The 25344-nt window shown below is 41.8% G+C and carries 19 protein-coding genes and 1 pseudogene; 6 read left to right on the top strand and 14 right to left on the bottom strand.

The features are described from left to right. Positions 1 to 210: 210 nt before the first annotated feature. A complete protein-coding gene (locus AC4GME_RS08150; protein WP_490377691.1) occupies positions 211 to 1581 on the bottom strand; it encodes a carbohydrate porin in 1371 nt (456 codons plus the stop codon). Between the two features lie 442 nt (positions 1582 to 2023). Here AC4GME_RS08150 and AC4GME_RS08145 point away from each other — a divergent pair, with 442 nt between their 5' ends. Together AC4GME_RS08145 and AC4GME_RS08140 are read left to right on the top strand one after the other, a co-directional pair. After that, a complete protein-coding gene (locus tag AC4GME_RS08145) occupies positions 2024 to 2890 on the top strand; it encodes a substrate-binding periplasmic protein (protein ID WP_490377692.1) in 867 nt (288 codons plus the stop codon). Positions 2891 to 3240: 350 nt separating this feature from the next. Beyond that, positions 3241 to 3864, top strand: coding sequence for a thiol:disulfide interchange protein DsbA/DsbL (locus tag AC4GME_RS08140; RefSeq protein ID WP_490377693.1), 624 nt, complete (start codon positions 3241 to 3243; stop codon positions 3862 to 3864). 108 nt (positions 3865 to 3972) lie between these two features. Here AC4GME_RS08140 and AC4GME_RS08135 read toward each other — a convergent pair whose 3' ends face one another. The 3 genes from AC4GME_RS08135 to AC4GME_RS08125 are packed head-to-tail and all read right to left on the bottom strand — an operon-like array spanning position 3973 to position 6935. Beyond that, the gene (locus AC4GME_RS08135) at positions 3973 to 5016 is read right to left on the bottom strand and encodes an NADP-dependent oxidoreductase (protein WP_490377694.1); all 1044 of its coding nucleotides are present in this window, start codon (positions 5014 to 5016) and stop codon (positions 3973 to 3975) included. A gap of 43 nt (positions 5017 to 5059) precedes the next feature. Next, entirely contained in the window at positions 5060 to 6217 is a 1158-nt protein-coding gene (locus AC4GME_RS08130) for an iron-containing alcohol dehydrogenase (RefSeq protein ID WP_490377695.1), read from the bottom strand. A 28-nt stretch (positions 6218 to 6245) separates the two neighbouring features. Then, positions 6246 to 6935, bottom strand: a complete 690-nt coding sequence (locus tag AC4GME_RS08125) for a type 1 glutamine amidotransferase domain-containing protein (protein ID WP_490377696.1) — start codon at positions 6933 to 6935, stop codon at positions 6246 to 6248. A gap of 157 nt (positions 6936 to 7092) precedes the next feature. Between AC4GME_RS08125 and AC4GME_RS08120 the strand changes: the two genes are divergently transcribed. Beyond that, complete coding sequence (locus tag AC4GME_RS08120) at positions 7093 to 8007, top strand: LysR family transcriptional regulator (protein WP_490377697.1); 915 nt, start codon at positions 7093 to 7095, stop codon at positions 8005 to 8007. Positions 8008 to 8034: 27 nt separating this feature from the next. Here the strand turns inward: AC4GME_RS08120 and AC4GME_RS08115 are convergent, their stop codons facing one another. The 4 genes from AC4GME_RS08115 to AC4GME_RS08100 all read right to left on the bottom strand — a co-directional run bounded on the left by AC4GME_RS08115 (position 8035) and on the right by AC4GME_RS08100 (position 14137). After that, the gene (locus AC4GME_RS08115; protein ID WP_490379218.1) at positions 8035 to 10452 is read right to left on the bottom strand and encodes a DNA polymerase II; all 2418 of its coding nucleotides are present in this window, start codon (positions 10450 to 10452) and stop codon (positions 8035 to 8037) included. Between the two features lie 118 nt (positions 10453 to 10570). Further along, entirely contained in the window at positions 10571 to 11500 is a 930-nt protein-coding gene (locus AC4GME_RS08110) for a LysR family transcriptional regulator (RefSeq protein ID WP_490375868.1), read from the bottom strand. A gap of 181 nt (positions 11501 to 11681) precedes the next feature. Next, positions 11682 to 13010 (bottom strand): TolC family outer membrane protein, encoded by a 1329-nt coding sequence (locus AC4GME_RS08105; RefSeq protein WP_490379217.1) that lies wholly within the window; start codon positions 13008 to 13010, stop codon positions 11682 to 11684. Positions 13011 to 13207: 197 nt separating this feature from the next. Next, positions 13208 to 14137, bottom strand: coding sequence for a LysR family transcriptional regulator (locus AC4GME_RS08100; protein WP_490375870.1), 930 nt, complete (start codon positions 14135 to 14137; stop codon positions 13208 to 13210). 170 nt (positions 14138 to 14307) lie between these two features. Here AC4GME_RS08100 and AC4GME_RS08095 point away from each other — a divergent pair, with 170 nt between their 5' ends. The 3 genes from AC4GME_RS08095 to AC4GME_RS08085 all read left to right on the top strand — a co-directional run bounded on the left by AC4GME_RS08095 (position 14308) and on the right by AC4GME_RS08085 (position 19710). Continuing rightward, entirely contained in the window at positions 14308 to 15432 is a 1125-nt protein-coding gene (locus AC4GME_RS08095; RefSeq protein ID WP_490375871.1) for an efflux RND transporter periplasmic adaptor subunit, read from the top strand. A gap of 3 nt (positions 15433 to 15435) precedes the next feature. Continuing rightward, on the top strand, positions 15436 to 18549 hold the full coding sequence (locus AC4GME_RS08090; RefSeq protein WP_490375872.1) for an efflux RND transporter permease subunit: 3114 nt from the start codon (positions 15436 to 15438) through the stop codon (positions 18547 to 18549). Between the two features lie 390 nt (positions 18550 to 18939). Next, positions 18940 to 19710 carry a MipA/OmpV family protein gene (locus AC4GME_RS08085; protein WP_490379216.1) on the top strand — a complete coding sequence of 257 codons (771 nt, stop codon included), beginning with the start codon at positions 18940 to 18942 and terminating at the stop codon, positions 19708 to 19710. Between the two features lie 99 nt (positions 19711 to 19809). On the opposite strand, the gene AC4GME_RS08080 is transcribed toward AC4GME_RS08085, so the two are convergent. From AC4GME_RS08080 to AC4GME_RS08055, 6 genes and pseudogenes are all read right to left on the bottom strand, one after another. Further along, positions 19810 to 20682: an HDOD domain-containing protein gene (locus tag AC4GME_RS08080; RefSeq protein WP_490375874.1), complete on the bottom strand. Its 873-nt coding sequence runs from the start codon at positions 20680 to 20682 to the stop codon at positions 19810 to 19812. A 164-nt stretch (positions 20683 to 20846) separates the two neighbouring features. After that, positions 20847 to 21773, bottom strand: coding sequence for a UDP-3-O-acyl-N-acetylglucosamine deacetylase (gene lpxC / locus AC4GME_RS08075; protein ID WP_490375875.1), 927 nt, complete (start codon positions 21771 to 21773; stop codon positions 20847 to 20849). Between the two features lie 84 nt (positions 21774 to 21857). Next, positions 21858 to 23051, bottom strand: a complete 1194-nt coding sequence (ftsZ, locus tag AC4GME_RS08070; protein WP_490375876.1) for a cell division protein FtsZ — start codon at positions 23049 to 23051, stop codon at positions 21858 to 21860. Between the two features lie 36 nt (positions 23052 to 23087). Further along, entirely contained in the window at positions 23088 to 24332 is a 1245-nt protein-coding gene (ftsA, locus tag AC4GME_RS08065; protein ID WP_490375877.1) for a cell division protein FtsA, read from the bottom strand. A gap of 53 nt (positions 24333 to 24385) precedes the next feature. Continuing rightward, on the bottom strand, positions 24386 to 25132 hold the full coding sequence (locus AC4GME_RS08060; protein WP_490375878.1) for a cell division protein FtsQ/DivIB: 747 nt from the start codon (positions 25130 to 25132) through the stop codon (positions 24386 to 24388). Positions 25133 to 25136: 4 nt separating this feature from the next. Beyond that, positions 25137 to 25344 (bottom strand): annotated as a pseudogene (locus AC4GME_RS08055) (D-alanine--D-alanine ligase); the annotation flags it as partial.

Raw genomic sequence — 25344 nt, 5'->3', positions numbered from 1 at the left:
AGCTTTTCTACAAGTTGGCTTGCTACTTTTGGATAATTCATAACTTCCTCCAAATGAAAATTTCTATTCCGTTAGTTCCAAAATGACATTGTGGGAACGTTTGTAAAAAACGGTGACGCAAGGCCACCGTAAATGAGTCTAACGAACAAAATTAGGGATCCTAAATATAACCAGGACTATTGCGCAAGAGAGCCGCAATGAACGTATCAATTAGAACCATGTTTCCATCTGCATTCCGATGATAAACTCACCGCCTTCACCCATAGTGCTGGCGTCATCGGATAAGCTGACAGAGTAGTTATCCAGATCTTCACTCCAATCAACATACGAAGCCGTTACACGAATTTCAGGACGCTCAAAAAATCCTGCGGCAGTATCTAACTTAAAGGTCGGTGCAATGGTGGCTTTGTAATAACTGCCGTCAGCTTGATCAACTCCGTTATCTAGATCCATATACTGGTATGAACCCTCGTAGACCATTTCAAAATTCTTGGTTAGTTCTTGCGCCACACGTACATTGAACGTAGCCCACATGAACTCATCAGAGTCTACAAATCTGTCTTGGCTATACTCAGCTAAAAGAGCAGGTGCGATGCGCCAGTTATCTGCAAAAGAAGTTACACCGTAACTGAATAAGCGAACCGCCTGAGCGTCTTCATTAAGACTACCATTTGAACCAATACCTTTCAGCTCAGCCCCTAAACCCGTGCCGAATAACACACCCGTTTTAGAGAAACCGTCACTCATCCCGTAGAAGCTGCCAGCATGGTAAGCAAGCAATGCATGAAGACCCGTGTCAGCGCGATCTGCACTTCTTTCTTCATTATCAGCAGCTGTCATACCACTTAACATCAACTGCCACGGTCCCATATAGTTATTCATAGTCGCAATATAGTTTTCAACCTCGACACCAGAGCTGTCAATTGTACCAAAATCACGCCCATAGATAGAGAAGTTTGCTTTCCAATCTTCGCTAAGTTGTACGTCATAAAGACCGATACCCGTTCCTGATAGAAAAACAATATCACTATCTATAAAGTGAATATCGAAATTATCGCGGTCAAAACGTTTACCTGCCCAGATAGAAGCATTTTCAAATGCACCAGAGAATGATGCTAAGTTCCCTATTTCCGCAAAAACTTGACGCACATTCAGTTGTGATTCAGCGCCAGTCCATTCATTATTCGTTTCGACACTGTCTGCCAACATGATCCGATATTTTGACCAAGAACCATCTTCTTTTTGGCTCTTATGATCAAGCACCACTTCAACATAGTGATCATCTTCTAAGCCTAGACGACCGACGGCACCACCCAGCGCTCCTGCTGCTGTCATGTATGGCCCAGTACCAGTTGCGCCGTTCAGATTGTCATCCATTAACAAACCTGAACGTGCATACCCGTGAAATTCAAAAGCGGAAGCTTTATCAAGGGCTTCATCAGCTGTTTTTTCAGATTTTTCTAAACGCTGCTCCAGATTAGCAATTCTCTGCTCTAACTCTGCAGCATCTCCTTGCGCCCAGGCTGCACCAGAGCAAGTTACGGCAAAAGATACTGCAAGTGATAATAGGCTTTTTTTCATGATTTGATCTCCATTTCTTAAATTGATTTGTTACATAAGCAACATTAAACAACGCTTTCGGGAACGTTTGCAAAATAAAGTTTTAAATATTTATCAGGTTTCATCAAGGGGGTTACGGGGTAAATGTGATTAAGATCTTCTTTTTGTGCGATAAATGACCTATCCATGAGATCTTTTTTCTCTTAAAAGTCTATTTTTAGCATTGTTTATTGCAAACCTTCCCTATTTGTGTAAAACAAGTTATGGCGAGTATAGGAATACTTAACAAAACCATCATCAGGTTTTACCCAAGAGCGCTCTTGAATACCATCAATACGCTATACTCAACTTGCAGCTATTAAAATCAGATAGATAAAGTATAGCTTAAGCACGATTGTTGCTCATTGAAACGTTAGTTTTCAGATAGACGGAGTAAATTGGAATATTTTTTAAGGAATTAAGTATGAAGAAAATTTATTTTCTTTTAGCCGTGTTATTAACTTACTCTGGTATCGTTTGGGCAAACGATTTGAAAGTCCGGCATATTCGTCCTGAAAGTGCTAAGGATCTGCGCAATCATTATTATATTGATATGTTGCGTTTAGCCTTGGACAAGACCTCCGATATGGACGACTCATCGATATTAGTGATGTCAGAAAAAACCATGTATCAAAAGCGGGCGCTTGAACAATTAAAGCGTGCTCAAGGTATTGATGTGGTATGGACCATGACCTCTACAAAACGAGAAGCTGAGTTGCAAGCTGTACGCATCCCCTTGCTGAAGGGGCTATTGGGGTACCGCATTTTTATTATTCGTAAAGGCGAAGAACCCAGGTTTGCGGGCATCCAGACCTTAGATGATCTTAAACAGTTAACTGCAGGTCAAGGCAGGGATTGGCCGGATACACAAATTCTCAGAGCCAACGGTATCAAGGTAGTTGACAGTATCAATTATGATGGCTTATTTGGAATGCTACAATACAAACGCTTTGATTATTTTCCTCGAGGAGTAAATGAAGCATGGGCAGAAGTTAAAGCGCACCCGGATAAAAATCTTGTAGTGGAAAAAACCTTGTTACTGCAATATCCTGCTCCGATCTATTTTTTTGTAAACAAACAGAATAATAAACTTGCCGACAGGTTAGAAAGAGGATTACGTATTGCTATTAAAGATGGTTCGTTTGAGCAGTTATTTAAAAATCATCCTGCTAATAAGGAAATTTTTGAACTAACTAAGATAGATAAGCGAAATATCTTTAGACTGCAAAACCCATTTTTGCCTCAAGCAACGCCTCTTGCGGAAAAAGCCTTATGGTACACAGCTAAATAGCAGGCGATTATTCCATTTTTAATAAGTATTAACTTGATTACGTTCATTTTGGAGCTTTGAATATTGCAGATTCAGCCTATTCAAATAAAGCCTTTATGCGCTGTACTCCTCGCATTTTATATTCAGCACTCCAAAACCTACAGGTAATAGATTGTAAGTTGATAAGGCGTGCCTTAAGGCAGTCCGCTCTCTCCTAAAACCACCTTGGAAATAGATTTTGGAAAAGAAAATAAACAACGCCGCACTGTTTTTGCTATCCGCCCTTTCTGTTGGCAATCCAATAATGTTATGGTCTGTTTTTACTACTTAAAAAACAATTAGCCAACTAAATAATTATGCGAGAGAACTAAATGAAATTGTCTATCAAACCACTCCTTATTGTACTTTCTTCAGCTCTGTTTTTAATCGCCTGCAGTGACTCTGCCATTCCAAAAGAGGGTAAACAATACGTCACACTGCCGGAGTTGCTTGAAGATAAAGCACTATCCCCGGTCACCGAAGTCTTCTCCTTAACTTGTGGTCACTGTCGTAAAATGGAAAATGTTTTACCCCAGATCAGCAAACAAGCAGACGCTGAGATTGGTAAAATGCATATCACCTTTAATCAGTCTGCACATGTCGCTGCTATGTTCTATTATGCAGCTGAAATGCAGTTAGGCAGCGTGCCAGACCATGCTTTTATGGATCAGCTATTTGCAGCAATACAGATGGGTAAAGGCAGTACAGAAGCGCAGAGAAAAGAGGCCATTGCAGACGCATTCACTTCACGAGATCTTATTAGCCCATTCCAATTCAACAAGCAACAAAGTGATAAATTGATAAGTAAAGTTGATAATGTGCAGCGTTTATCAACGCAATCAGGTATCAACTCAGTACCGACTTTTATCGTTAATGGTCGTTACCAAATACTTGTTGCAGGTCATGACGATCCTAAACAAATAGCCAACACTATCAGATACTTACTCAAAAAATAATTAATTAGCATTTTTGGTGTGGGGTAATGATAAAACCGCTCAGAGTTTATTGAACGGTTTTATCATCTTATTTAGATGTGATTTTTATACTATGCCATAGGGTAACATCTACTCTAAGTTATCAGGTCCAACCCGCACAATCAGCTTGCCGAAGTTTTTACCTTCAAGCAGCCCTATAAAAGCTGTTGGCGCATTTTCTAAACCATCAACAATTTGCTCTTTATATTTAATTTCTCCAGCGCTTACCCATTGCCCCATCTGTTCACTGAATTCATTATAACGATCACCATAATCATCAAAGACAATAAATCCCTGCATTTTGATACGCTTAACAAGCAAAGTGCCCATTAGCATTGACATTCTATCCGGCCCACTTGGTAACTCGGTGGCGTTATACTGAGAAATAAGACCACACAATGGGATACGCGCTTTGCTATTGAGTAATGGCAATACCGCATCAAATACTTTACCGCCAACATTTTCAAAATAGATATCAATGCCATCCACGCAGACATTAGCTAAGTGCTCAGCTAAATCCGCGGATTTATGGTCGATACAAAAATCAAAACCAAGTTGTTCAATAGCGTATTGACACTTTCGTGCACCGCCAGCAATACCCACAACCTTGCAGCCTTTTAATTTTGCTATCTGTCCAACCAAACTGCCCACTGCGCCAGTCGCAGCTGCAACAACTACTGTTTCACCCGCTTTAGGTTGACCGATATCTAATAGCCCCATATAAGCGGTTAAACCGGGCATGCCTAATACACCAAGTGCATAAGAGCGGTGTGTTAAACTGGCGTCTAATTTGAGTAAACCTTCACCATTGGAAATGCTATAGTCCTGCCAACCCGCAAAAGAGACAACCCAATTACCCACTTGATAGTCAGGATTCTGTGATTCTTCAACACGGCAAACCGCACCACCGACCATCGGCTCACCTAACATTACAGGTGGCGCATAAGATTTTGCATCACTCATGCGACCACGCATATAGGGATCTAATGAAAGGTAAACGGTACGCAATAAAACCTCACCTTGCTTAGCTTGAGGTTTTGCTGTTTCAGTTAATTCAAAGTTTGCCGCATCAGGCGCGCCAAAGGGTCGTGATGCTAATAAAACCTGCCGATTTATCTGTTTTGTTTGTGTCATTAACGATTCCTATATTTACTCAATTAATCATTATTGAATTTGCTTACAGTGCTTGTTCTAATATCTGACGGCTCACAGCTAAGGTAATTTGTTGCTTTTCACCAAGCGCAACCATGCCATGCAACTCTAGTTTTGAAATAAGGATATCAATATCAGACTTTCCTAATTCAATATCCGATAAACGGATTGGCATTGCCATGCGTTGGAAAAACTCTTCTGTTAATTTAATCGCCTGCGCTATTTGCTGCTCTTCACTGCCCTGCGTTATATGCCAAACTCTTTGCGCATATTGCAGCAGTTTGCCATGTTTAGCTTCCTGGCGTACTTTCATTACGGCTGGTAAAACAATAGAAAGCGTACGCGCATGATCAATACCGTAAGTGCCGGTTAGTTCATGGCCAATCATATGTGTTGACCAATCTTGCGCTACACCCGCACCGATTAAACCATTGAGTGCCATGGTCGCCGACCACATAATGTTTGCGCGAACGTCCAGGTTATCTTTACTCTCTGCCAGCAGGGCTTTTGGCCCCTCTTCGATCAATGTTTGTAATAAACCTTCAGCAAAACGATCCTGAACTTTACCGTTAACATCATAAGTCAGGTACTGCTCCATAATATGGATAAAAGCATCAACCACACCGTTACTAATTTGACGATCCGAAAGCGATAAGGTAACCGCCGGATCTAAAACAGCAAATTGAGGACGCACGGCAGGGCTCATAAAGGGTAATTTATGACCATCACGTGTAACCACAGAGCCGATATTAGTTTCCGAGCCCGTTGCGGGTAAAGTTAATACCACGCCAATCGGTAAGGCAGACTCAACCTTTTGTTGTTTAGCGACAATATCCCACGGATCATCACCTGCAAACAGTGCTGCTGCCGCAATAAATTTTGTGCCATCAACTACAGAGCCGCCACCGACTGCCAGTAAATAATCAATAGCATGTTCTTTAATCACTGCCTGCGCTTTCATTAATGTATCGTAATTGGGGTTGGGCTCAACACCTGAAAACTCAAACCACCTGTGATCTTGTAATGCGCTAACCACCTGATCATAAACGCCATTATTTTTTATTGAACCACCACCATAAACAACTAATACTTTTGCGTCAGTTGGGATCTCGTTAGTGATTGCTGTAATTTGACCTTCACCAAAGTGAATACGAGTCTGGTTTTCAAAACTAAAATTGAACATCTGTTTTTCCTATTTATTAAAATAATAATTATGCATTTAGGTGATTAAGTAGTTTCTGTGCAACAAGCTCAGAACTGGCAGGGTTTTGTCCAGAGATAATAAGGCCATCCTGCACAGCAAAGGCATGCCAATCAGCGACTTTTTGGTATTCTGCGCCACGTTTAATTAATTCATCTTCTAATAAAAAAGGCACAATATCAGTTAACTGCACTGCATCTTCTTCACTGTTACTAAAACCTGCGACCACTTTGTCTTTGACAATAAACTCGTCTGAACTGTTTTTGGCATTTAACAGGGCAGCCGTTGCATGGCATACAGTTGCCACCGCTTTGTCGGCATTTAAGAACGCCTCAATCAATCGGATTGAATCACTGTCTTTTGTTAAATCCCATAACGGGCCATGCCCTCCCGGGTAAAAAACAGCGTCATAATCAGCTTGGTTAATTGTTGCAAGAATCTCTGTATGAGCCAGTTGCAGGTGCGCTGCAATATCACTATCAAAACGCTTAGTGGCTTCGGTTTGAAAGTCGGCTAACTCACTTTTAGGATCTATCGGAGGCTGACCACCAGCAGGAGAAGCCAGGGTGATTACAGCCCCGGCATCTTTAAAAAGATAATATGGCGCTGCAAACTCTTCTACCCAAAAACCGGTTTTCTCTCCTGTGTTACCAAGAAACTCGTGTGACGTTAAAACCATTAATATTTTCTTAGTGCTCATATTCTTATTCCTATTAAAAGAGTGATATAAACTCGTTGCGATTAATTAACCAGATAGAGTATATGCCCAGATCTAAAATTCGACCATGCAGAGATAATTGATATCATTGGTAGAATAATTGATACAATAGTCTGATTTAAAGATTAGCGGGAATTGCATGGATATTTCATTTGAACAGCTCAAAAGCATGGTGGTATTTGCGCAAGTAGTAGAGCAAGGCAGTTTAAGTGCAGCGGCCAAACATATTGGTTTATCTCGCGCTGTGGTTAGTTATCACATCAAAAAACTTGAGTCGCATTTGGCCATTAAACTGCTCAATCGTTCAACCAGATCGATAGCCCTTACTGAAGCGGGCAGTCAATATTATCAGCGCTGCCGTATTATTGCCGAACAAGCTTCTGCCGCTAATCTGCAGATTGAAAACTTAAAAAATGAACCTGTGGGCTTATTAAAAATCACCTGTCCGGTGAATGCTGGCCTGCAAACGATTGTGCCGGCGCTCAATGAATTCCGTAAGCTCTATCCTAAAATTGAACTGGATGTGATGCTCACCGATGAAGTGGTTAATATTATGAAAGAGGGGATCGATCTGGCTATTCGCGGTGCACCATTACCTGATTCCGGTTTGCAGGCAAGCAAACTTTCCACCCTGCCCACCTGCCTGTGCGGCGCACCTGAATATTTTCAAAAACATGGTTACCCAACCAGCCCTGCTGAGTTAGCGGAACATGACTGGGTGATTTACAAACTCACATCAGGAGTCTTAGAGCTGAAAAAAGGCAGTCGCTCATTCAGCGTTAAGGTAAGCGGCACTATCAGTACCAACAATGCAGCTGCTCGTACCGCGTTTATTGAAGGCGGTCACGGTCTCGGTCGAATTCCAACCTATGATGCCTGGCCAAAAATAAAAGCGGGCACCCTGGAATCTGTACTCGATGATTATCAGCTTAATAATATTGATGTTTATGGGGTATTTCCACCAGGCGCTGCAGAATCTAAAAAACTGCGCTTATTGATTGATTATTTAAAAACCTATTTTAAGAAACACCAGCTGCCGTATTATAACAAATAATAACACGGCGTTTGCTGCCTCTGAAAATCAGAAAAGAGCTAGTTGATCTGAAATAAGTTGCTCAAAGTCCTTGCCCAGTAATGGCAAGATAGCCTCAGCGATTGGTTTAAGCTGTTTATCTATATAATGCTGATAATCGATAGGCGACTCAAGATACTCCTGTGCTTCAGGACCGTTTATGGTGATCAGATAACCTATTCGCCCAGGTTGCTGGTAACGTAGTGGATGCCCTAATCGGGCATTGTTCTGATCTGCTAAACGGGCTGCCCGCACTTGTGGTGGTACATTTTTCAAGTACGCCTGTAAAGGCCGGCGCAGGCGTTTATGATAGATCAGTTTTTGGTCAAGCTCCCCTGCTTTAAGATTATTAACGGTATTTATAATTAAGCTGTCAATCGGCTCTCCCGCAAACACTTTGACATATAAACTTTGCTGAAATTCGCGCGCCAGTTCAGTCCAGTCTGAGCGCACTGTCTCCAGCCCCTTAAACAACATCTGCTCACCAGCTGGCGTTTGCTTCAGCCCGACGTAGCGTTTTTTAGATCCCGTTTCTGATCCTCTAAGCGTGGGCATAAAAAACTTTCGAAAGCAGGTTTCAAATTCAATTTCTAAAAAACAGTCGAGTTGCAACTCATTTTTAAGCTTGTTAGACCAATAGTCGTTAATCTGTTTTTCCAGCTTTTCACCTCGAACTTTAGCATCTGTCGCGTTCTCACAGTTTTGCAACCACACAAAGGTGGAGTCGGTATCACCATAAATCACCTGTTCCCCCTGTTGTTCGATAAAATCACGCGTCTCCTTCATAATCTGATGACCGCGCAGGGTAATTGAACTTGCCAGACGTGTATCGTGAAAGCGGCAACCCTTCGATCCCAATACGCCATACATACTATTCATAATGATCTTAATCGCATGCTGAAATGGCTGGTTGTTTTCCTTTTTAGCTTGTTCCCGAGCGGCGCTCAGTTTATCAAGAATTCCAGGAAGGTGATGTTTGCTGCGGCTGAATCTGGCTCCTCGAAAACCGGGAATTGCATCTGATTCAGCTTCATCTAAGCCTTCAATCAACCCCATAGGATCTATCTTAAAGGTACGGATAATTGACGGATAAAGGGATTTAAAATCGAGTACTAATACCCAGGAATAAAGCCCGGGGGTTGACTCCATTACAAAACCACCCGGAGAATGTTGCGCTTCGATATCACCGATATTAGGGGCGATATAGCCGCTACGATGCAGCAATGGCAGATAAAGATTAGTAAAAGCCGCCACCGATGCGCCGCGACGATCCAATGCTAAACCCGTTAAACGAGCACGTTGTATGGTGTATTCGGCTAATTGTGCTTTGACAAAAATTCGCTCGACCAGCAGGCAGTCCTGAAGGTTATAACGGGCCAGAGATACCGGATCCTGTTCAAACTGGCGCTGGATTTCCAGCCCCTTGTTATGCGCAGTTGTGATCAGTTTACCTTCAGAAAACATCGACTGGCTGACAAACTCCAGACTGAAACTCTCAAACTGCCAACTGGCGTTTTTAAGTTGCTCAATACCATCCAATACAACCCGGCCATTTAGGATAACAGAGCCTTGTTGCGGCTCATTATGGTGTGCTAACCAGCGTAGTGGCGAACCGTCTCGCCCTAGCCTTAAAGGCATATTATGCACTTCGGCGCGTTTGGCTAACAGGCGTAGATCAAAGTTAGCAACCGCCCAGCCGATAATGGCATCGGGATCATGTTGATTGAACCACTCTTGCAGAGCAAGTAACAGGCTCTGTTCATTTTCGACCCAGTGGATATTTATATCATCAAGCTGCCTGGCTTCACCAATCATCAATACGATTGAATAGGGAGCAATTTCTGTCTCAGTTGATTGTTGAGCTGCGTTGCCATTACCATAACTCAGACCAATCGAATAAAGCTCGCCCTGAGGACTGCACTCCAGATCAAGAGATACTAATTTAAGTGTCGGTGAAACATTACCAGGTAACAGTTTCGGCGCTTGGCATATCCAATAACGCCCAGACCATTGAATATCGCCGCTAACTTTAGCGCAGCCATAGATAAAACGCTCCATTAGGTAACGATCACTGATCTTGATATCCGCTTCAAAGTAGGGGATTTTTGCACCGTCCAATACTGCCTGAAGCGCACGAAAATCTTTATTCGTTAAACTGTAGATAGCCGCAACGGGCTGCGCATGAAACGATTTTAAGGATAACGGACGGATCTCCTGCACAATCAGTTGTTGTGCAGACCAGAGCGCTTGTGCCTGCAGCAGATCTTTCTGCTGCACAATAAATACATAACGTTGCCTCGGAATAACTAATCGGCAGGGACCAGACTCAGTAGCAAGCCACAATATCAGATCAACACCTTGTGGCGTTTCATACTGCTGACGAGAAAGGATTAAACCTTCAAGAAAACTGAGCTGCTTTTCTGACATAAGTACTGGTTACCGGAATAAGTGCATGCTGATATACCCAAGCTACCTGAAGATGCAGGAGTCAGCAAGTCGGGAGGTACGCTCTAATTCTAACAGTCAGGTTTAAGCATGGTTACGGTTAAATCGTCATTCCGCGTAGATCGCTGTCGATGCTTAGACATTCTGTGCTGCCGTCGACGTCCTGCAGCATATAATCAATAAAAGTGCGCGCGGCCAGAGAAAGATGTTTACGGGAAGGATACACCAGCCAGCCGTAGTTTATTGACGGCTCAATATCATTAAATAAACGCATTAATAAACCTTTTTCTACATAAAAGTCTGCTACCTGTTCGGCCATAAAAATAACACCTCGATTCTGTAAACAGGCTTCTATAATTAACGGCACACTGTTCATAATCAGATTACCGGAGACTTCAACCGTTTTATCTTTACCAAAAGGCAGCTGGCTATAAATTTGTCCGTTGGGAAAACGGTAACGGATCATATTGAGCTTTTTAAGATCCTCTGCCGTTAATGGCAAACCATGCTCTTCAATATACTGCGGCGTACTGTAAAAACCAAATGAAACCTTTTTATACGGGCGGGCAACCAAGCTGGAATCTTCCAATACTTCGCCGATACGCATGGCAACATCAATATGATTTTCCACCAGGTTTTTATCTTCAGAGCTGTTAAGGACTTCAACGCTTATTTTCGGGTAGATATCCATAAACTTGAAGATCTTGCGTCCAATGTCGAGTAAATCTGGCAAGGGTAATAATTGAATTCGCAGATGCCCGGAAACCTCATAGGTGGGTGCGCTGATCTCCTGAATACTGGCTTCCAGTTCATTGAGCATAATTTTCGTTTTGTCGTAAAACTTTACCCCGGCATCAGTCAGCTGCATCGCGCGGTTTTGGCGATGAAAGAGGCGAATATTGAGCTCTTCTTCGAGTGCTTTAATACGTCGGCTGATATTCGATTTAGGCAGCTCAAATATCTCCGAAGCACGAACCAGACTGCCTGCATCGACGACTTGGTGAAATAGCTTAATATCTTCTGTTTTCATAATACGCTGCTTATGTCTCGTTTTATCAATGGCGCTCTATTGCTCCAGCATAGAAGGTTCGTTCTATAAAGTAAAACCATAAGTTTCATTTGGTTTACTTTTGAGCAACAGGTTCTCAGGTTACAGTTGCGCACGAAAGAGAACCATAAACAATGATTGCTGATAGCAAACAAATATTAACTCATTTGACGAATTCATTTTTCCTATCGATTAAGCCTGCGGAAAGTTCCGCAATATCTTGTTCAGCTAAAGTTCCAGCTGAAAACTTAAGCAGCAGCATATTAATAATGTAATCGTAGCGTGCATTGGCTAACTGATTTTCAGATGCATATAAACTGCGCGTTGCATCGAGTACATCAACAACGGTTCGAGTACCCACTTCAAAGCCGGCTTCAGTTGCCTCTAGGGCGCTTTTTGAAGAGATTACGGTTTGCTGATAAGCATGAATGGAACTTAAAGAAGCCGCGACGTTATTGTAACCACTGCTGATTTGCACTTCTGTACTGCGGAACGTCTGCACTAAATCTTCACTTGCGATAATAAAATTATATTGCGCTTGTTTTACCTGTGAACTGATACTGCCGCCGGAATAAATCGGCACATTTAAACTTAACCCTAGCGTGCCGCTGCTGAGATCTGCATCACGCTGTGGAGCGTTGTCATAGCTGCTGTTGTCATAACCTAGTCCGGCGGTGAAATCTAATGTCGGCAGATGCCCTGTTTTCGCACGCTCTATCTGCATTTTCGCGAGCTCTTTTGCGATCCGTTTTTCATGCAGACTTAAATTATGCTGCAACGCTTTATTACGCCATAACTGTACACTCGCCTCTAATTTCTGCGGAGAAAAAGTGTTTATATCGAGGTAAGAAACCTTAGCAACATCTTGCCCGGTTAATTCATGTAGCGCGTAGTAGGTATTAGCAAGGGTATTTTCAGCGCTTATCTGGTCAGCAAGCGTTCTGTCAAATTCGGCTTGTGCTTCGTGAACATCGGTAATTGCGATTAATCCGACTGCAAAACGTTGTTTAGTCTGCTGTAGTTGACGTTCAACAGCACGTTTATTAGCTTTAATAGATCTGACCGCTTCGTCTGCACGTAATACATCAAAGTAAGCTGTTGCACTGCGAAGTAACAGCTCTTGTGCGGCATAACCATAAACGGCAGCATATTGAGTTACCTGTTTTTCTGCAATATCCAGCTGCTGCCAGTATGTGCCGTTATAAAGCGATTGTGATAATGATAAATTGGCACCGTAATTTGAGTTCGAATAACTGTTATCACTGACACTGCTGTAACCTGCATTCAGCCCGAAACCAACCTGCGGTAATAATGCCGCATTAGCTTCGCTGACTTTTTCCAAGTACAGATCATATTGCGCTTTGTTTTTTAGAATAATCGGATCTTTCAGTTTAGCGACTTGATATATTTGTAATAAATCATCGGCATTCACAGAGTAACTAAGGCTGCTTAAAGCGATTAATACAGCTGAAGAGATTCGTTTGCTGGTCATGAATATGTTCCTGTTAAATAAATAAAATTGTTAATAAATCAAACTGCTATTGAATGCCTTGAATGTCCCATACAGCCAGATTAAGTTACTGATTAATAATACAGGCCCTGTTCTGCAGTTAATAATATGCAATCAAAGGCTGCCGTGTTTTTTACCATGCGAGAAGATACCCGGCAGTGGTGCTGACAAGTCGCCGATTAAATTATCGTGTCACGCAGATCATTACTGCCGCATGTCAATAAGGCACTGTTTTCCACTTCCGAGAGTATGTAGTCAATAAAGGTTCGCGCAGCCAGAGAAAGGTGCTTTCTGTAGGGGTAAACTAACCAGCCATAGTGTATTGATGGTTCAATATCGCTGAATAAACGCACTAACATGCCTTTCTCCAGATAGAAGTCTGCCGCTTGTTCAGGAATGAAAATAATACCCCGGTTCTGTAAACAGGCTTCCAGCATTAACGGCACACTATTCATAATCAGGTTGCCGGAAACCTCAATGCTTAGCTCTTTACCAAAAGGCAACTGACTGTAAATCTGACCGTTTGGAAAACGGTAACGAATTACATTCAACTTCTTTAGATCCTCTGCTGTCAATGGCAGACCATGCTCTTTTATATACTGCTGCGTGCAGTAAAAACCAAAAGAAGTCTCACCAAATGAACGGGCAACCAGACTGGAATCCTGCAGCTTTTCGCCGACACGTAAAGCAACATCAATATGATTATCAAGCAGATTTTTATCTTCTGAACTGTTAAATATTTCAATACTTATCTTCGGGTAGATATCCATAAAACGGAAAATCATCCGACCAATGTCAAGTAACATCGGCAGGGGTAATAACTGAATACGTAAGTGCCCTGAAACTTCATAACTCGGGGCGCTGATTTCTTGAAGACCAACTTCAAGCTCCTGCAATATCGTTTTAGTTTTGTCGTAAAACTTAACCCCGGCATCGGTTAGCTGCATCGCACGGTTTTGACGGTGAAACAGCAGAATATTGAGCTCTTCTTCAAGTCCTTTAATACGCCGGCTGATATTCGATTTTGGCAGGCTGAATATTTCAGAAGTTCGATTCAAACTACCGCTATCAACTATTTGATGAAATAACTTAATATCTTCTGTTTTCATAACACTCTATTCGCATCGGCTCATTTCTATTTTGAGAGACTTTAGCACGCTTATTAATAAAATAACGTTCCATAAAGTGAAACATTAAGTTCTATTTAGTTCGGTTTTTAGTTGTGAACTAGCAGGTTATAGTTATGCAAAGCTAAGAGATAACTATAAGGAATGATTTAATGATCTCAACCAACCTCCGCTTGCTGGCTATGCTGTCAGGTACTATTTTAATAAGCTCGCTGTTAACAGGGTGCGACTCTGCCGTGAGTGCGGAAGCACTAACTACAACAGTTCGCCCGGTAAAATTGATAACAATTGGAGATTCAGCTTTTCAGAAAAGTCGTATTTTCCCTGCCGAATTGGCGGCAAACCAACAGGCGGATTTGGCGTTTCGCATTAGCGGTGAGCTGGTCAAACTGGGTTTGTTCGAAGGCCAGAAAGTCAAGAAAGGACAGTTACTGGCACAACTTGACGATCGAGATGCGAAAAATAACCTGTTAAACGCAGAGGCAAATTACGATTTAGCCGAACTTGATTACCAGCGTAAAGAGCAGCTGTTAAACCGAAAACTAATTTCTAAAGCTGAATTTGACCGTGCCAAAGCGAACTTAAAGTCGACTAAATCAGCATTGAATGCAGCGCAGGATCAACTCAAATATACCCGTTTAACAGCCCCTTTCTCAGGCATTGTGGCAAAGGTTGAATCTGACAATTATCAGATGATCCAAGCCTCACAGGTAGTGTTGTCGCTACAGGGGAATCAGCTGATGGATGTTACCATTCAGGTGCCGGAGTCATTGATTATCAGCTTAGAAGAAAACAAGTTAGATCTGGAATATCAACCTCGCATACGTTTTTCCCATGGGCTAAGCAAACAGACCTATGCGGTTAATTACAAAGAACGTTCAAGCAAAGTCAGCCAGGGTACACAAACCTATGCAGTGACTTTCAGCTTTAAACCCGCGCCGGGTTTAGATGTGCTTCCGGGAATGAGCGCCGAATTACTGCTTGATATGTCAAGTAATTACCGTAGTCAGCTCAGCGCAGAACATGCTAATTCTATTGCGGTTTTACCGCAATCTGCGATTGTCAAAAGCGATATCGACGGCATGACCAACGTCTGGCGTTTTAACCCCGCTAATAACCAGGTTGAGCCGGTAAACGTGACATTAGGGCAGGTGCGCACTAATGGTATTGAAGTGTTATCCGGATTAAACAAAGGTGATCAGGTTGTCGCTGTCGGTGCGTTCGCAATTAAACCGGGCATGGAAGTTAAACCACTTCGCTGGGAAAGAGGAGTGTAATTGATGAATATCGCACATTACAGTATTAATCATAAAGTGATCAGTTGGATGTTTATCCTGCTGATGCTTATTGGCGGTAGCATCTCATTTACCGGCCTTGGTCAGTTAGAGTTTCCTGAGTTCACCATAAAGAATGCGCTTGTTATCACCCCCTATCCGGGCGCTTCGCCGGAACAAGTTGAAGAAGAAGTCACACTGAGACTCGAAGATGCAATTCAGCAGATGTCGCAAATAAAACATATTACCTCGATTAACAGCGCGGGTTTATCGCAAATCGAAGTGGAGATGAAAGAGCAGTATGATGCCAAGGCCCTGCCGCAAATTTGGGATGAGCTGCGCCGCAAGGTCAATGATGCTGTTGCTGATTTACCACCGGGAGCCGCTTCGCCGCAAGTGATTGATGACTTTTCCGATGTATTTGGCATCTTGATGAATATCACCGGCGAAGGATACAGCTACCGGGAACTTGAAAACTATGCCAATTTTTTACGCCGTGAACTGGTAATGATTGATGGCGTCAAAAAGGTTTCTGTTGTTGGTGCGCCACAAGAGCAGGTGGTAGTTGAAATCAGCCAGCAGAAACTGGCCGCACTCGGACTGGATCAGAATTATATTTACCAGCAGATTAAGAATCAGAATGTTGTCTCTAACGCAGGCGCAATTCGCGTCGGTCAGGGAAGAATTCGTATCAACCCGACCGGCGAATTTGCCAATGTCAGCGAAATGCAGCGTCTCCTGGTCAGCCCGCCGGGCAGCAAAGATATGGTACATCTGGGTGATATTGCCAACGTCTACAAAACCGAAACTGAAACACCTAAGCTGATTTACCACAATATGGGGAATAACGCTCTGTCGCTGGGTATCTCATTCACCTCAGGTGTAAATGTCGTTGATATTTCCAAGGCGATTGCAGCGCAGATTTCTGAGTTGCAGTCCAAACTTCCGCTGGGGATGAGCCTGAATACCGTATACGATCAAGGCGCGATGGTGGATAAGTCGGTTACAGGTTTCCTGCTCAACCTTGCCGAGGCCATCGCGATCGTGATCCTTGTTCTCCTAGTTTTTATGGGAGTCCGTTCAGGTTTATTGATGGGCGTCGTGCTGCTGCTGACCATATTAGGTACTTTCATTGTAATGAAAGTATTGAATATTCAGCTGCAGATTATTTCCTTGGGAGCGCTGATTATTGCGCTGGGAATGCTGGTGGATAATGCCATTGTGGTGACCGAAGGGATATTGATCGGCTTAAAGCGCGGTCAAACCCGTTATCAGGCCGCTGGTGATATTGTAAAGCAGACTCAATGGCCGTTATTGGGCGCGACAATTGTTGCAATATTAGCCTTTGCCCCGATCGGCTTATCAGACAATGCAACCGGCGAATTCTGCTTATCGTTATTTCAAGTATTATTCATCTCCCTATTTCTCAGCTGGATCACCGCCATCACCATCACCCCTTTCTTCTGCCACCTGTTATTTAAAGATGGTGAAGTAAGTGACAGCGAGGAAGATCTCTACAAAGGTGCATTCTTTACTGCGTACCGCACTATTTTATCCTTGGCAATGCGCTTCCGACTGCTTAGTTTAGCACTGGTGATCGCAATGCTAGTAGCGGCAATAATCGGTATGGGACATGTGAAAAACGTCTTCTTCCCTGCTTCTAGCACGCCCATTTTCTTGGTTGATATATGGATGCCGGAAGGTACCGATATTCGCGCAACAGAAAGTTTTGTCAGTCAGGTTGAAGACAAAATTATCAGCCATGATAAAGAGGTTGGCGTTGGCCTTAAAAATATCACCTCAGTTATCGGCCAAGGCGCACAGCGCTATGTTCTGCCCTATGCGCCGGAAAAAGGCTACAACGCTTATGCCCAGTTGCTTATTGAAATGAATGATCTGCAATCGCTGAGTGCAGGTGTGCCGGAGCTGACTAAACAGCTTCGCGATAACTACCCGGAAGCACAGTTCCGCGTCAAACTGATGGAGAACGGCCCGGCACCGGCTGCAAAAATTGAAGCACGCTTTTATGGTGATGATCCTATCGTACTGCGTAAGCTGGCAAGTCAGGCTGAGCAAATCATGATTGCTGAGCCGAGCGCGGAAAACGTGCGTCATAACTGGCGTAACCAGGTGAATGTTATTCGCCCGCAGGTAAACAATGCGCAAGCGAAGAAAGTGGGAATCAGCAAACAGGATCTTGATACAGCCATGCTGGTTAACTTCAGCGGTATGCCGGTAGGCACGTATCGAGAGCAATCACACTTATTGCCGATTGTGGCCCGTGCGCCGGAGCAAGAGCGCCTTGACGCCGACAGCTTGTTAAAGCTGCAGGTATGGAGTGCTGAAAACAGCGCCTTTGTGCCGGTAACTCAAATCGTATCGTCATTTGCCAGCGAGTGGGAAAACCCGATAATTATGCGTCGTGACCGCAAACGTGTACTTGCCGTATTTGCTGATCCTCTGCTTGGCAGCGATGAAACAGCAGATTCTGTGCTGCGTAAATTGCGCCCTAAAGTAGAAGCGATTGCACTGCCTGCTGGTTATAAACTGGAATGGGGCGGTGAATTCGAAACCTCCAGCGAAGCGCAAGCCGGTATTGCCAGTTCATTGCCTATGGGGTATTTAGCTATGTTCCTGATTACCGTGGTATTATTTAACTCGGTAAGACAGCCGCTGGTGATCTGGTTTAATGTGCCTTTGGCGATTATTGGTATTGCATCTGGCCTGTTGATATTCGACGCACCATTTAGCTTTATGGCCATACTGGGGCTGCTCAGTTTAAGCGGCATGGTCGTTAAGAACGGCATCGTCCTGATTGACCAAATCCGTGTCGAGCTAAATGAAGGAAAAGCCCCGTATGATGCGGTGTTTGAATCATCAGTAAGCCGTGTTCGTCCGGTATGTATGGCAGCGATTACCACTATGCTGGGTATGATCCCACTGCTGTTCGACCCTTTCTTTAAATCAATGGCGGTGACTATTATTTTTGGTTTAGGTTTTGCTACGCTACTGACACTGATTGTATTGCCGGTGACTTATGTGCTTATTTTCCGGATTCCAAATAAACAGCAAAATGAAAATCAGGATCCTGAGTTACCTGCGCAGTTAGTAACAGTATAAAACTTAATATATATACCCAAGCTACCTCAAGATGCAAGAATCAGCAAGTCGATAAATGATGAGATTCTAGGCAGAAGGTTGATGATCTAGTCACTCTAAATCAAAACCTTCTAACAACGAAGATCATCGTTTATCGCCTTGCCCTTCGGGAGTTTCGCCCGAAAGCTAGCACTGCGTTGCAACACTTGAAAAGGGAATAACCATTCTCATCATGTTGCGTCTTGTTCTAGCATCCGGGCGAAGATCTGAATTTGCATCTTGAAGTAGTTTGGGTATAAGTTAGAGATTTAAAGGAGAAAGGTGAATGCCTTTCTCTTTTTTTATGAGAAAATCATGGTTCTCCTCGCTCACTCAGCTATCCATGGATATCAAAAGTTAAAGGACAACTTAATGAAAACGTGTTTTATCAGTCAATCCATATTGCTAGTAACCGCGCTTACTTGCTCTGCTCAAACATTTGCTGATGATCGAGCAAGAATAGAGCCCTATGGATTCATTTATGGTTTCGGATTAGGCATAAATCAAGAGATATACAAAGGCTATGATATACGAGTCATCCCAATACCAGTGGTCGGCTATAGAGGAGAAGATCTAAGAATTTTTGGACCATTTGCATCTTATGATATTGCTGATTTTGATAAATTGAGCTTTTCAATAAAATTAGCGCCAAGATTTGCAGGTTTTGATGAAAGTGACAGTGACGTTTTTAAGGGGATGGATAAACGTAAATCATCCATGGATGCAGGAATAGGTGTCGAATATAAATTTAATAATGCACGCATCGATTACAGTGTGATGTTTGATATTTTAGGAAACTATAAAGGTTATGAGTCCAGTGCAAATTTAAGTTATGTTTGGAGATTAGGGGCATTTTTTATCGAACCTTCAATCGGTCTAAAATATCAGGATTCCAATATGGTTAATTATTATTATGGTGTTCGAGCCCACGAGGTAACCGCAACAAGAGAACAATATTCGCCTGATTACGCATTAAATTCAACAGTAGGAGTCAGTGCAGCAACAAATAGCATTCTTAATGGTTTAACTCGAATTGGTCTGGCTAAAACCTGGTATGGTAACTCGATTACCGATAGTCCCTTGGTTGAGATAGACTCAACTTCAGGATTATATTTCTTTTTAAGTTACTCTCGATTCTTTTGATAAAAAGAGATGGCTGCCCAGTCGGTTGCAGCCTTGACAGACAAAAGGAAAAACCAGCCAGCGATCATGGCAGAAAAAACTCTGCTCGCAGCGGTTTCACTACTCTGTAATATCATCTAAATTCAGATCATCCATGGTTAATATCCCCAAATAAGATATACGTTCAGCCAACCTTATAATCTGAGCTGAATTAAACGTCGCTAATACAAAATTGTAATGTGCAGGCAGATCTGACGATTGTTTTTTAGGGCAGGCTTTTAATAATGCAGCCGCGAACAGGTAATCAATAGCGTGCAGTGGTTGTTTAATTTCCGGTATGACAGTAAAGAGCTGAGAGTAACTAGAGGGTAAGCCCCAATGGGTAAATAACAAGGGTAATAATTCCACATTAAGTTTATCTGATGTTTCACAAATATATTTTTCTTCATAAAAATTTCCATCTTGATATTGCAGCCAAAAATCACTAAATACCGCTAACCTCCCAGTATGCAGCAGTACACCAAGCATCAAAACATCTGACAGATCGATTTTTTTTACCTCTTTATTTCCAGTCAAGCGATGCTGCGAATAAAGCTGTGTTGCCTCTTGTGACAATCCCCAAGCTAACTGCCAATTTGCACGTAGCAATGAAAAAATATCTTCTGGCACATTTGACAGCTCATGACACTTTTTAAGTGCAAAGGTCAATGCATATTGACTCACACTGTGCATCCCTAGGCGTCTGATAACACTAACGAGGTTTTGACAAGGAATTTTTCCCGATCCGTAAAGAGCAGAATTAGCTAATTTAAGAATATAGGCAGCAAAAGAAGGTTCTTTTGCTACCGCCAATTCTATATCATAAACATCAGTGTTGGGCATATGACACAAGCGACGCAAGGAGATTAGATTTTCAGGTAGTGATAATAAACTACCTCTTATATCATCCGACAAAAGTTGCTTGGTTATTCTTTCAACCTGAGCTGAATACATTGGTCACCTCATTGATTCACTTCTATAAGAAAAGTATAGCTAAGCTAACAGCTACATCAATAATAATTCTTGCGCTTTGAGGTAATCAAACAAAAAAGCCCTTTAGAAAACGTTGTCGTTAACTAAAGGGCTTTTAAAATTTGAGTGTTGTTTAAGTGGGTTGCTTAAACTGCAAATACAGGTTCGATATACTGAACAGGAGATTCACTAACCGGCTCTTCGAATGTCACCATTTCCCAAGCTTCTTGATCGGCTAATAACGCACATAACAGTTGGTTGTTAAGTGCATGCCCTGTTTTATATGCTTTTAGATGGCCTAAAATGGTGTAACCAGAAAGGTATAAATCACCAATCGCATCTAATACTTTATGTTTTACGAATTCATCTTCATAGCGTAAACCTTCTGGGTTTAAAACGCGGAATTCATCTAAACCAATCGCATTATCTAAACTTGCACCTAACGCTAAATTATTTGCTTGTAACTGTTCAACGCCTTTCATAAAACCAAAGGTTCTTGCACGGCTAATATCTTTAACAAATAGCTCACCAGAAAAGTCCATTTCCACATGCTGATTTTGACCTTCAAAAACAGGATGATCGAAGTCAATTTTAAAATCTAAACTAAAACCTGACTTTGACGGCTGTAATTCAGCCCATTTTCCATCTTTTGGATCTTCAACACGTACGGTTTTTTTAACACGAATGAACTTTTTCGGGGCGTTAAGCTCTTCAATACCAGCTGATTGTAAAAGGAAAATAAACGGACTTGCACTGCCATCCATAATTGGAATTTCAGGGGCATCAACATCAATAATAATATTATCAATACCTAGGCCCGCAAGTGCAGCTGAAAGATGTTCAACGGTAGAGATTTTCTCACCTTGTTCGTTAACCAGACAAGTACATAAAAGGGTTTCTTGTACCGCTTGAGCATGTGCTTTGAAGCTTACGATAGGATCTAAATCAATACGACGATAAACAATACCTGTATTGGCAGGCGCAGGATGTAACTCAATCGTTACTTTATTGCCTGAATGTAAACCAATACCTGTTGATTTTACACTTTTCTTTAATGTTCTTTGTTTAATCATCGTAGTCCCCTATCGCTCACTTTGAGTTTTCAAAGTATAGCAGTTTGCGATCTTTATCACAAACTGATCACACACAACTGATACTTAATCAGCTTGTTTACGCAAAAATGCAGGAATATCTAAATAACTCCCCTCAGGTTTTGGTGCAGCTTCGATATTTTCTTGCACTTCACTCTGTTCATTTGCACTAGCAGCTACTTCTTCTTTTACAGCTTCCGTTATATTAGTTTCAACAGTCATTGTTGGGTTTTTGACGACTGTTAAATCAGATTTACGCTCACCAAGACCTGTAACAATCACTGTGACATGTAATTCAGCAGTATCAATTTTAGGATCAACAGTAACACCAATAATAATTTGCGAGTCATCAGAAGCAAATTCTCTTAATGCTTCACCAACCGTTTCATATTCATCTAAACTAAAGTCCATACCTGCAACCATATGCACTAACACACCGCGTGCATTAGAAAGATCAACATCTTCAAGTAGTGGACAAGAGATCGCCTGCTCAACCGCTTCTTCGGCACGCTCTTCACCAGATGCAATACCAATCCCCATTACAGCCGTTGTGCCCGCTTCTGTCATTACTGTTCTGACATCTGCAAAGTCAATATTAATGGTACTTTCTTCATTATTAATAATGGCAGAGAAACCAGAAACGGCATCATATAAGACATTATTAGCAGCTTCTAATGCACCAAGGAATGAAACACCTTTAGGCAGTGATTTTTGTAATTTATCATTAGGAATAATTAATAAAGAATCAATATGTTCAGATAAACGAGCAATACCTTGGTTAGCATAATTAATGCGTTTTTTTCCTTCAAAGAATGAAGGTTTAGAAACCACACCAATGGTTAATGCGCCCAGTTCATTGGCAACTTCAGCCACAACAGGTGATGCACCCGTTCCTGTTCCGCCCCCCATGCCTGCAGCAATAAAGACAACATCTGCACCTGTAAGCATTTCACGGATCTTCTCTTTATCTTCTAATGCTGATTTATAACCAATTTCAGGGTTTGCACCAGCACCTAAGCCATTTGTAATAGTTACACCAAGTTGTAAACGAACATCTGCTTTTGATGAACGCAATGCTTGCGCATCGGTGTTCATGGCAATAAATTCAGCACCCGTCAGGCCCTGTGCAATCATGTAGTTGATTGCATTACCACCACCGCCACCAACGCCAACTACTTTAATGACCGCTTGTTCTGTATGCTCTTCATCAACTATTTCAAACATTTGCTCTTTTTCCACTTTATTTAAATCTTCAGACATTGTATCTCTCCACCTTCGTGAGATATATCATACCCACTAATATTCTTTTTTTATCCAGCTTTTTAGCTTATGCAAAAAAACGGATAAACGATTTTCTTCTACAGCCTCTTGGCTTTCAGCGAACTCATCATTTTTATAACGTAATAAACCAAGTGCTGTTGAATATGCAGGCGTATCGACATCATCAGCTAAACCTTGTATGTTTTGCGGTTTACCTATGCGTACTTGCATATTATCAAAAACTTTCTCTGCGACTTCAACCAAACCTTCAATTTGTGCAGCACCACCTGTTATAACAATGCCAGCTGCAAGTTGCTGCTTTAATCCTTCAGTTTCAAGTGCGCTGTCCAGCTTATATAACTCTTTTTTAATCATTCCGAGTAATTCAGTGTAACGAGGCTCTATCACATCGACTAATGTTTGCCGCTGTAAACTGCGAGCGGGCCTGCCGCCTACACTCGGTAACTCAATCATCTCATCCGGACTGATATTATCGCATATTAAACATCCATATTTAACTTTAACTTTTTCTGCTGATGTTGGCGGTGCGCTAAACGCAATGGCAATATCATTAGTTACAGAATTACCCGCATAGTCTAAAACCGAACTATGGCGTAATGCACCTGCAATATAAACAGAAATATCCATGGTGCCGCTGCCCATATCAACAACACAAACACCAAGTTCTTTTTCATCTTCACTTAAAATGGCTGAACTTGAAGCAACACCGGAAAAGGTTAATTGGTCAATTGCTAAACCACATCGTTCAACCGCTTTTTCTAAATTTTTAACAAGATCGTTATGACAGGTAATTAAATGCACATCTGCTTTTAATTTCACCCCGGATAAACCAACAGGATTGTTAATACGGCCTTGAGAATCAATTGAATACTCTTGCGGTATTACATGCAGTAAACGTTGATCATCGCGAATTTTAATTGAGCGCGCATTATGCAGCACACTTTCAACATCATAAGCGGTTACTTCGCGATCTTCGATAGCCCAAGTGCCCGCTTCATTTAACGATTCAATATGAGATCCTGAAATTGATAAATTAACCGACGAAACTTTACAATCGGCCATCTCTTCAGCACGTGATAATGCATCCTGAATAGCCAGCACAACGGAGTCTAAATCGGTAACAGAGCCTTTATCAACACCTTTTGCAGGTGCTTCGCCGACACCGACAATATTAATAAAACCATTGTCTAATTGCTCACCAATTAAGAGTACAATTTTACTACTGCCAATATCTAATCCAACTGTGTAACTACTTTCCATACTCAAGATTCACCGTTTATCATTTAGCAAATGACACATAAATTGTGTCATTTTTAATTAACTTCGATATTTTTATTTTTCCAACCAATTGCAAATCCAGTGTCGTAACGCAGATCTACATAACTGATTGTGCTGACGTCATATTCGTTTTGTATCAACGGAAATACACTTAAAAAACGCTGAATACGATCAAGCTTCTGTTCCTGACCTAAACGTAATGCGATACCATTTTCTAAAACGATATCACTCGAATGACGTTTATCACTTCTTAATGAAGCGATTTTAAATTTATTCACTTTTAACAACTGATGAATTTTCATATAAGTTGTCAAAATATCATTGGCGAACTCATCTTCACCATAAAGCGCGACATAGTCATTTACAACCGTATCAGGCGATGCTTCAATTATTTCACCGAAACGATTTAGCAAAGCTCGATCATTCCATATTGCGACTATTGATTGCTCAACAATATGAATTTTCAATGTATCAGGCCAACGTTTGCGAATAGATGCCGAATAAACCCATGGCATATTTTCAAGTTGCTGCTGAATTTGCGCTATTTCTAATGTAAAAAAGTTTAATCTGTCTTTCTGCTCAATCAATATTGAGCGCACATCATCTTCTAAAACGTGCTCTATGTTTCCGGTCAAAATTAAAGAGGTTAACGGTAAAGATTGTTCATCCGTTAACCAGCTCTTTAATTTAAAATAACTGCTTTGCAGGGTATAAATTAAAGTGAGAAAAAAAAGTAAGCTGATCCACTTTCCAATTTTCACCTGTTTTAAATTATCCCACATACTATTACAGTGTTTGCTTTAATATTTCGAAAACAAGCTGGTCAAAATCATAACCGGCTTGCTTAGCAGCTTTAGGTACTAAGCTTGTTTCGGTCATACCAGGTACCGTATTTACTTCCAGCAAATTCCAAGAACCTTGTTCATCCAACATAAAGTCAACACGTCCCCAGCCGCTACAACCAATAGCGTCAAATGCTTTAGTCGCCAACTGA

The sequence above is a fragment of the Psychromonas sp. genome (genome assembly GCF_983033635.1).
Note: the sequence above shows the minus strand (reverse complement) of the source record. Positions and strands in the feature narration are given on the sequence as shown.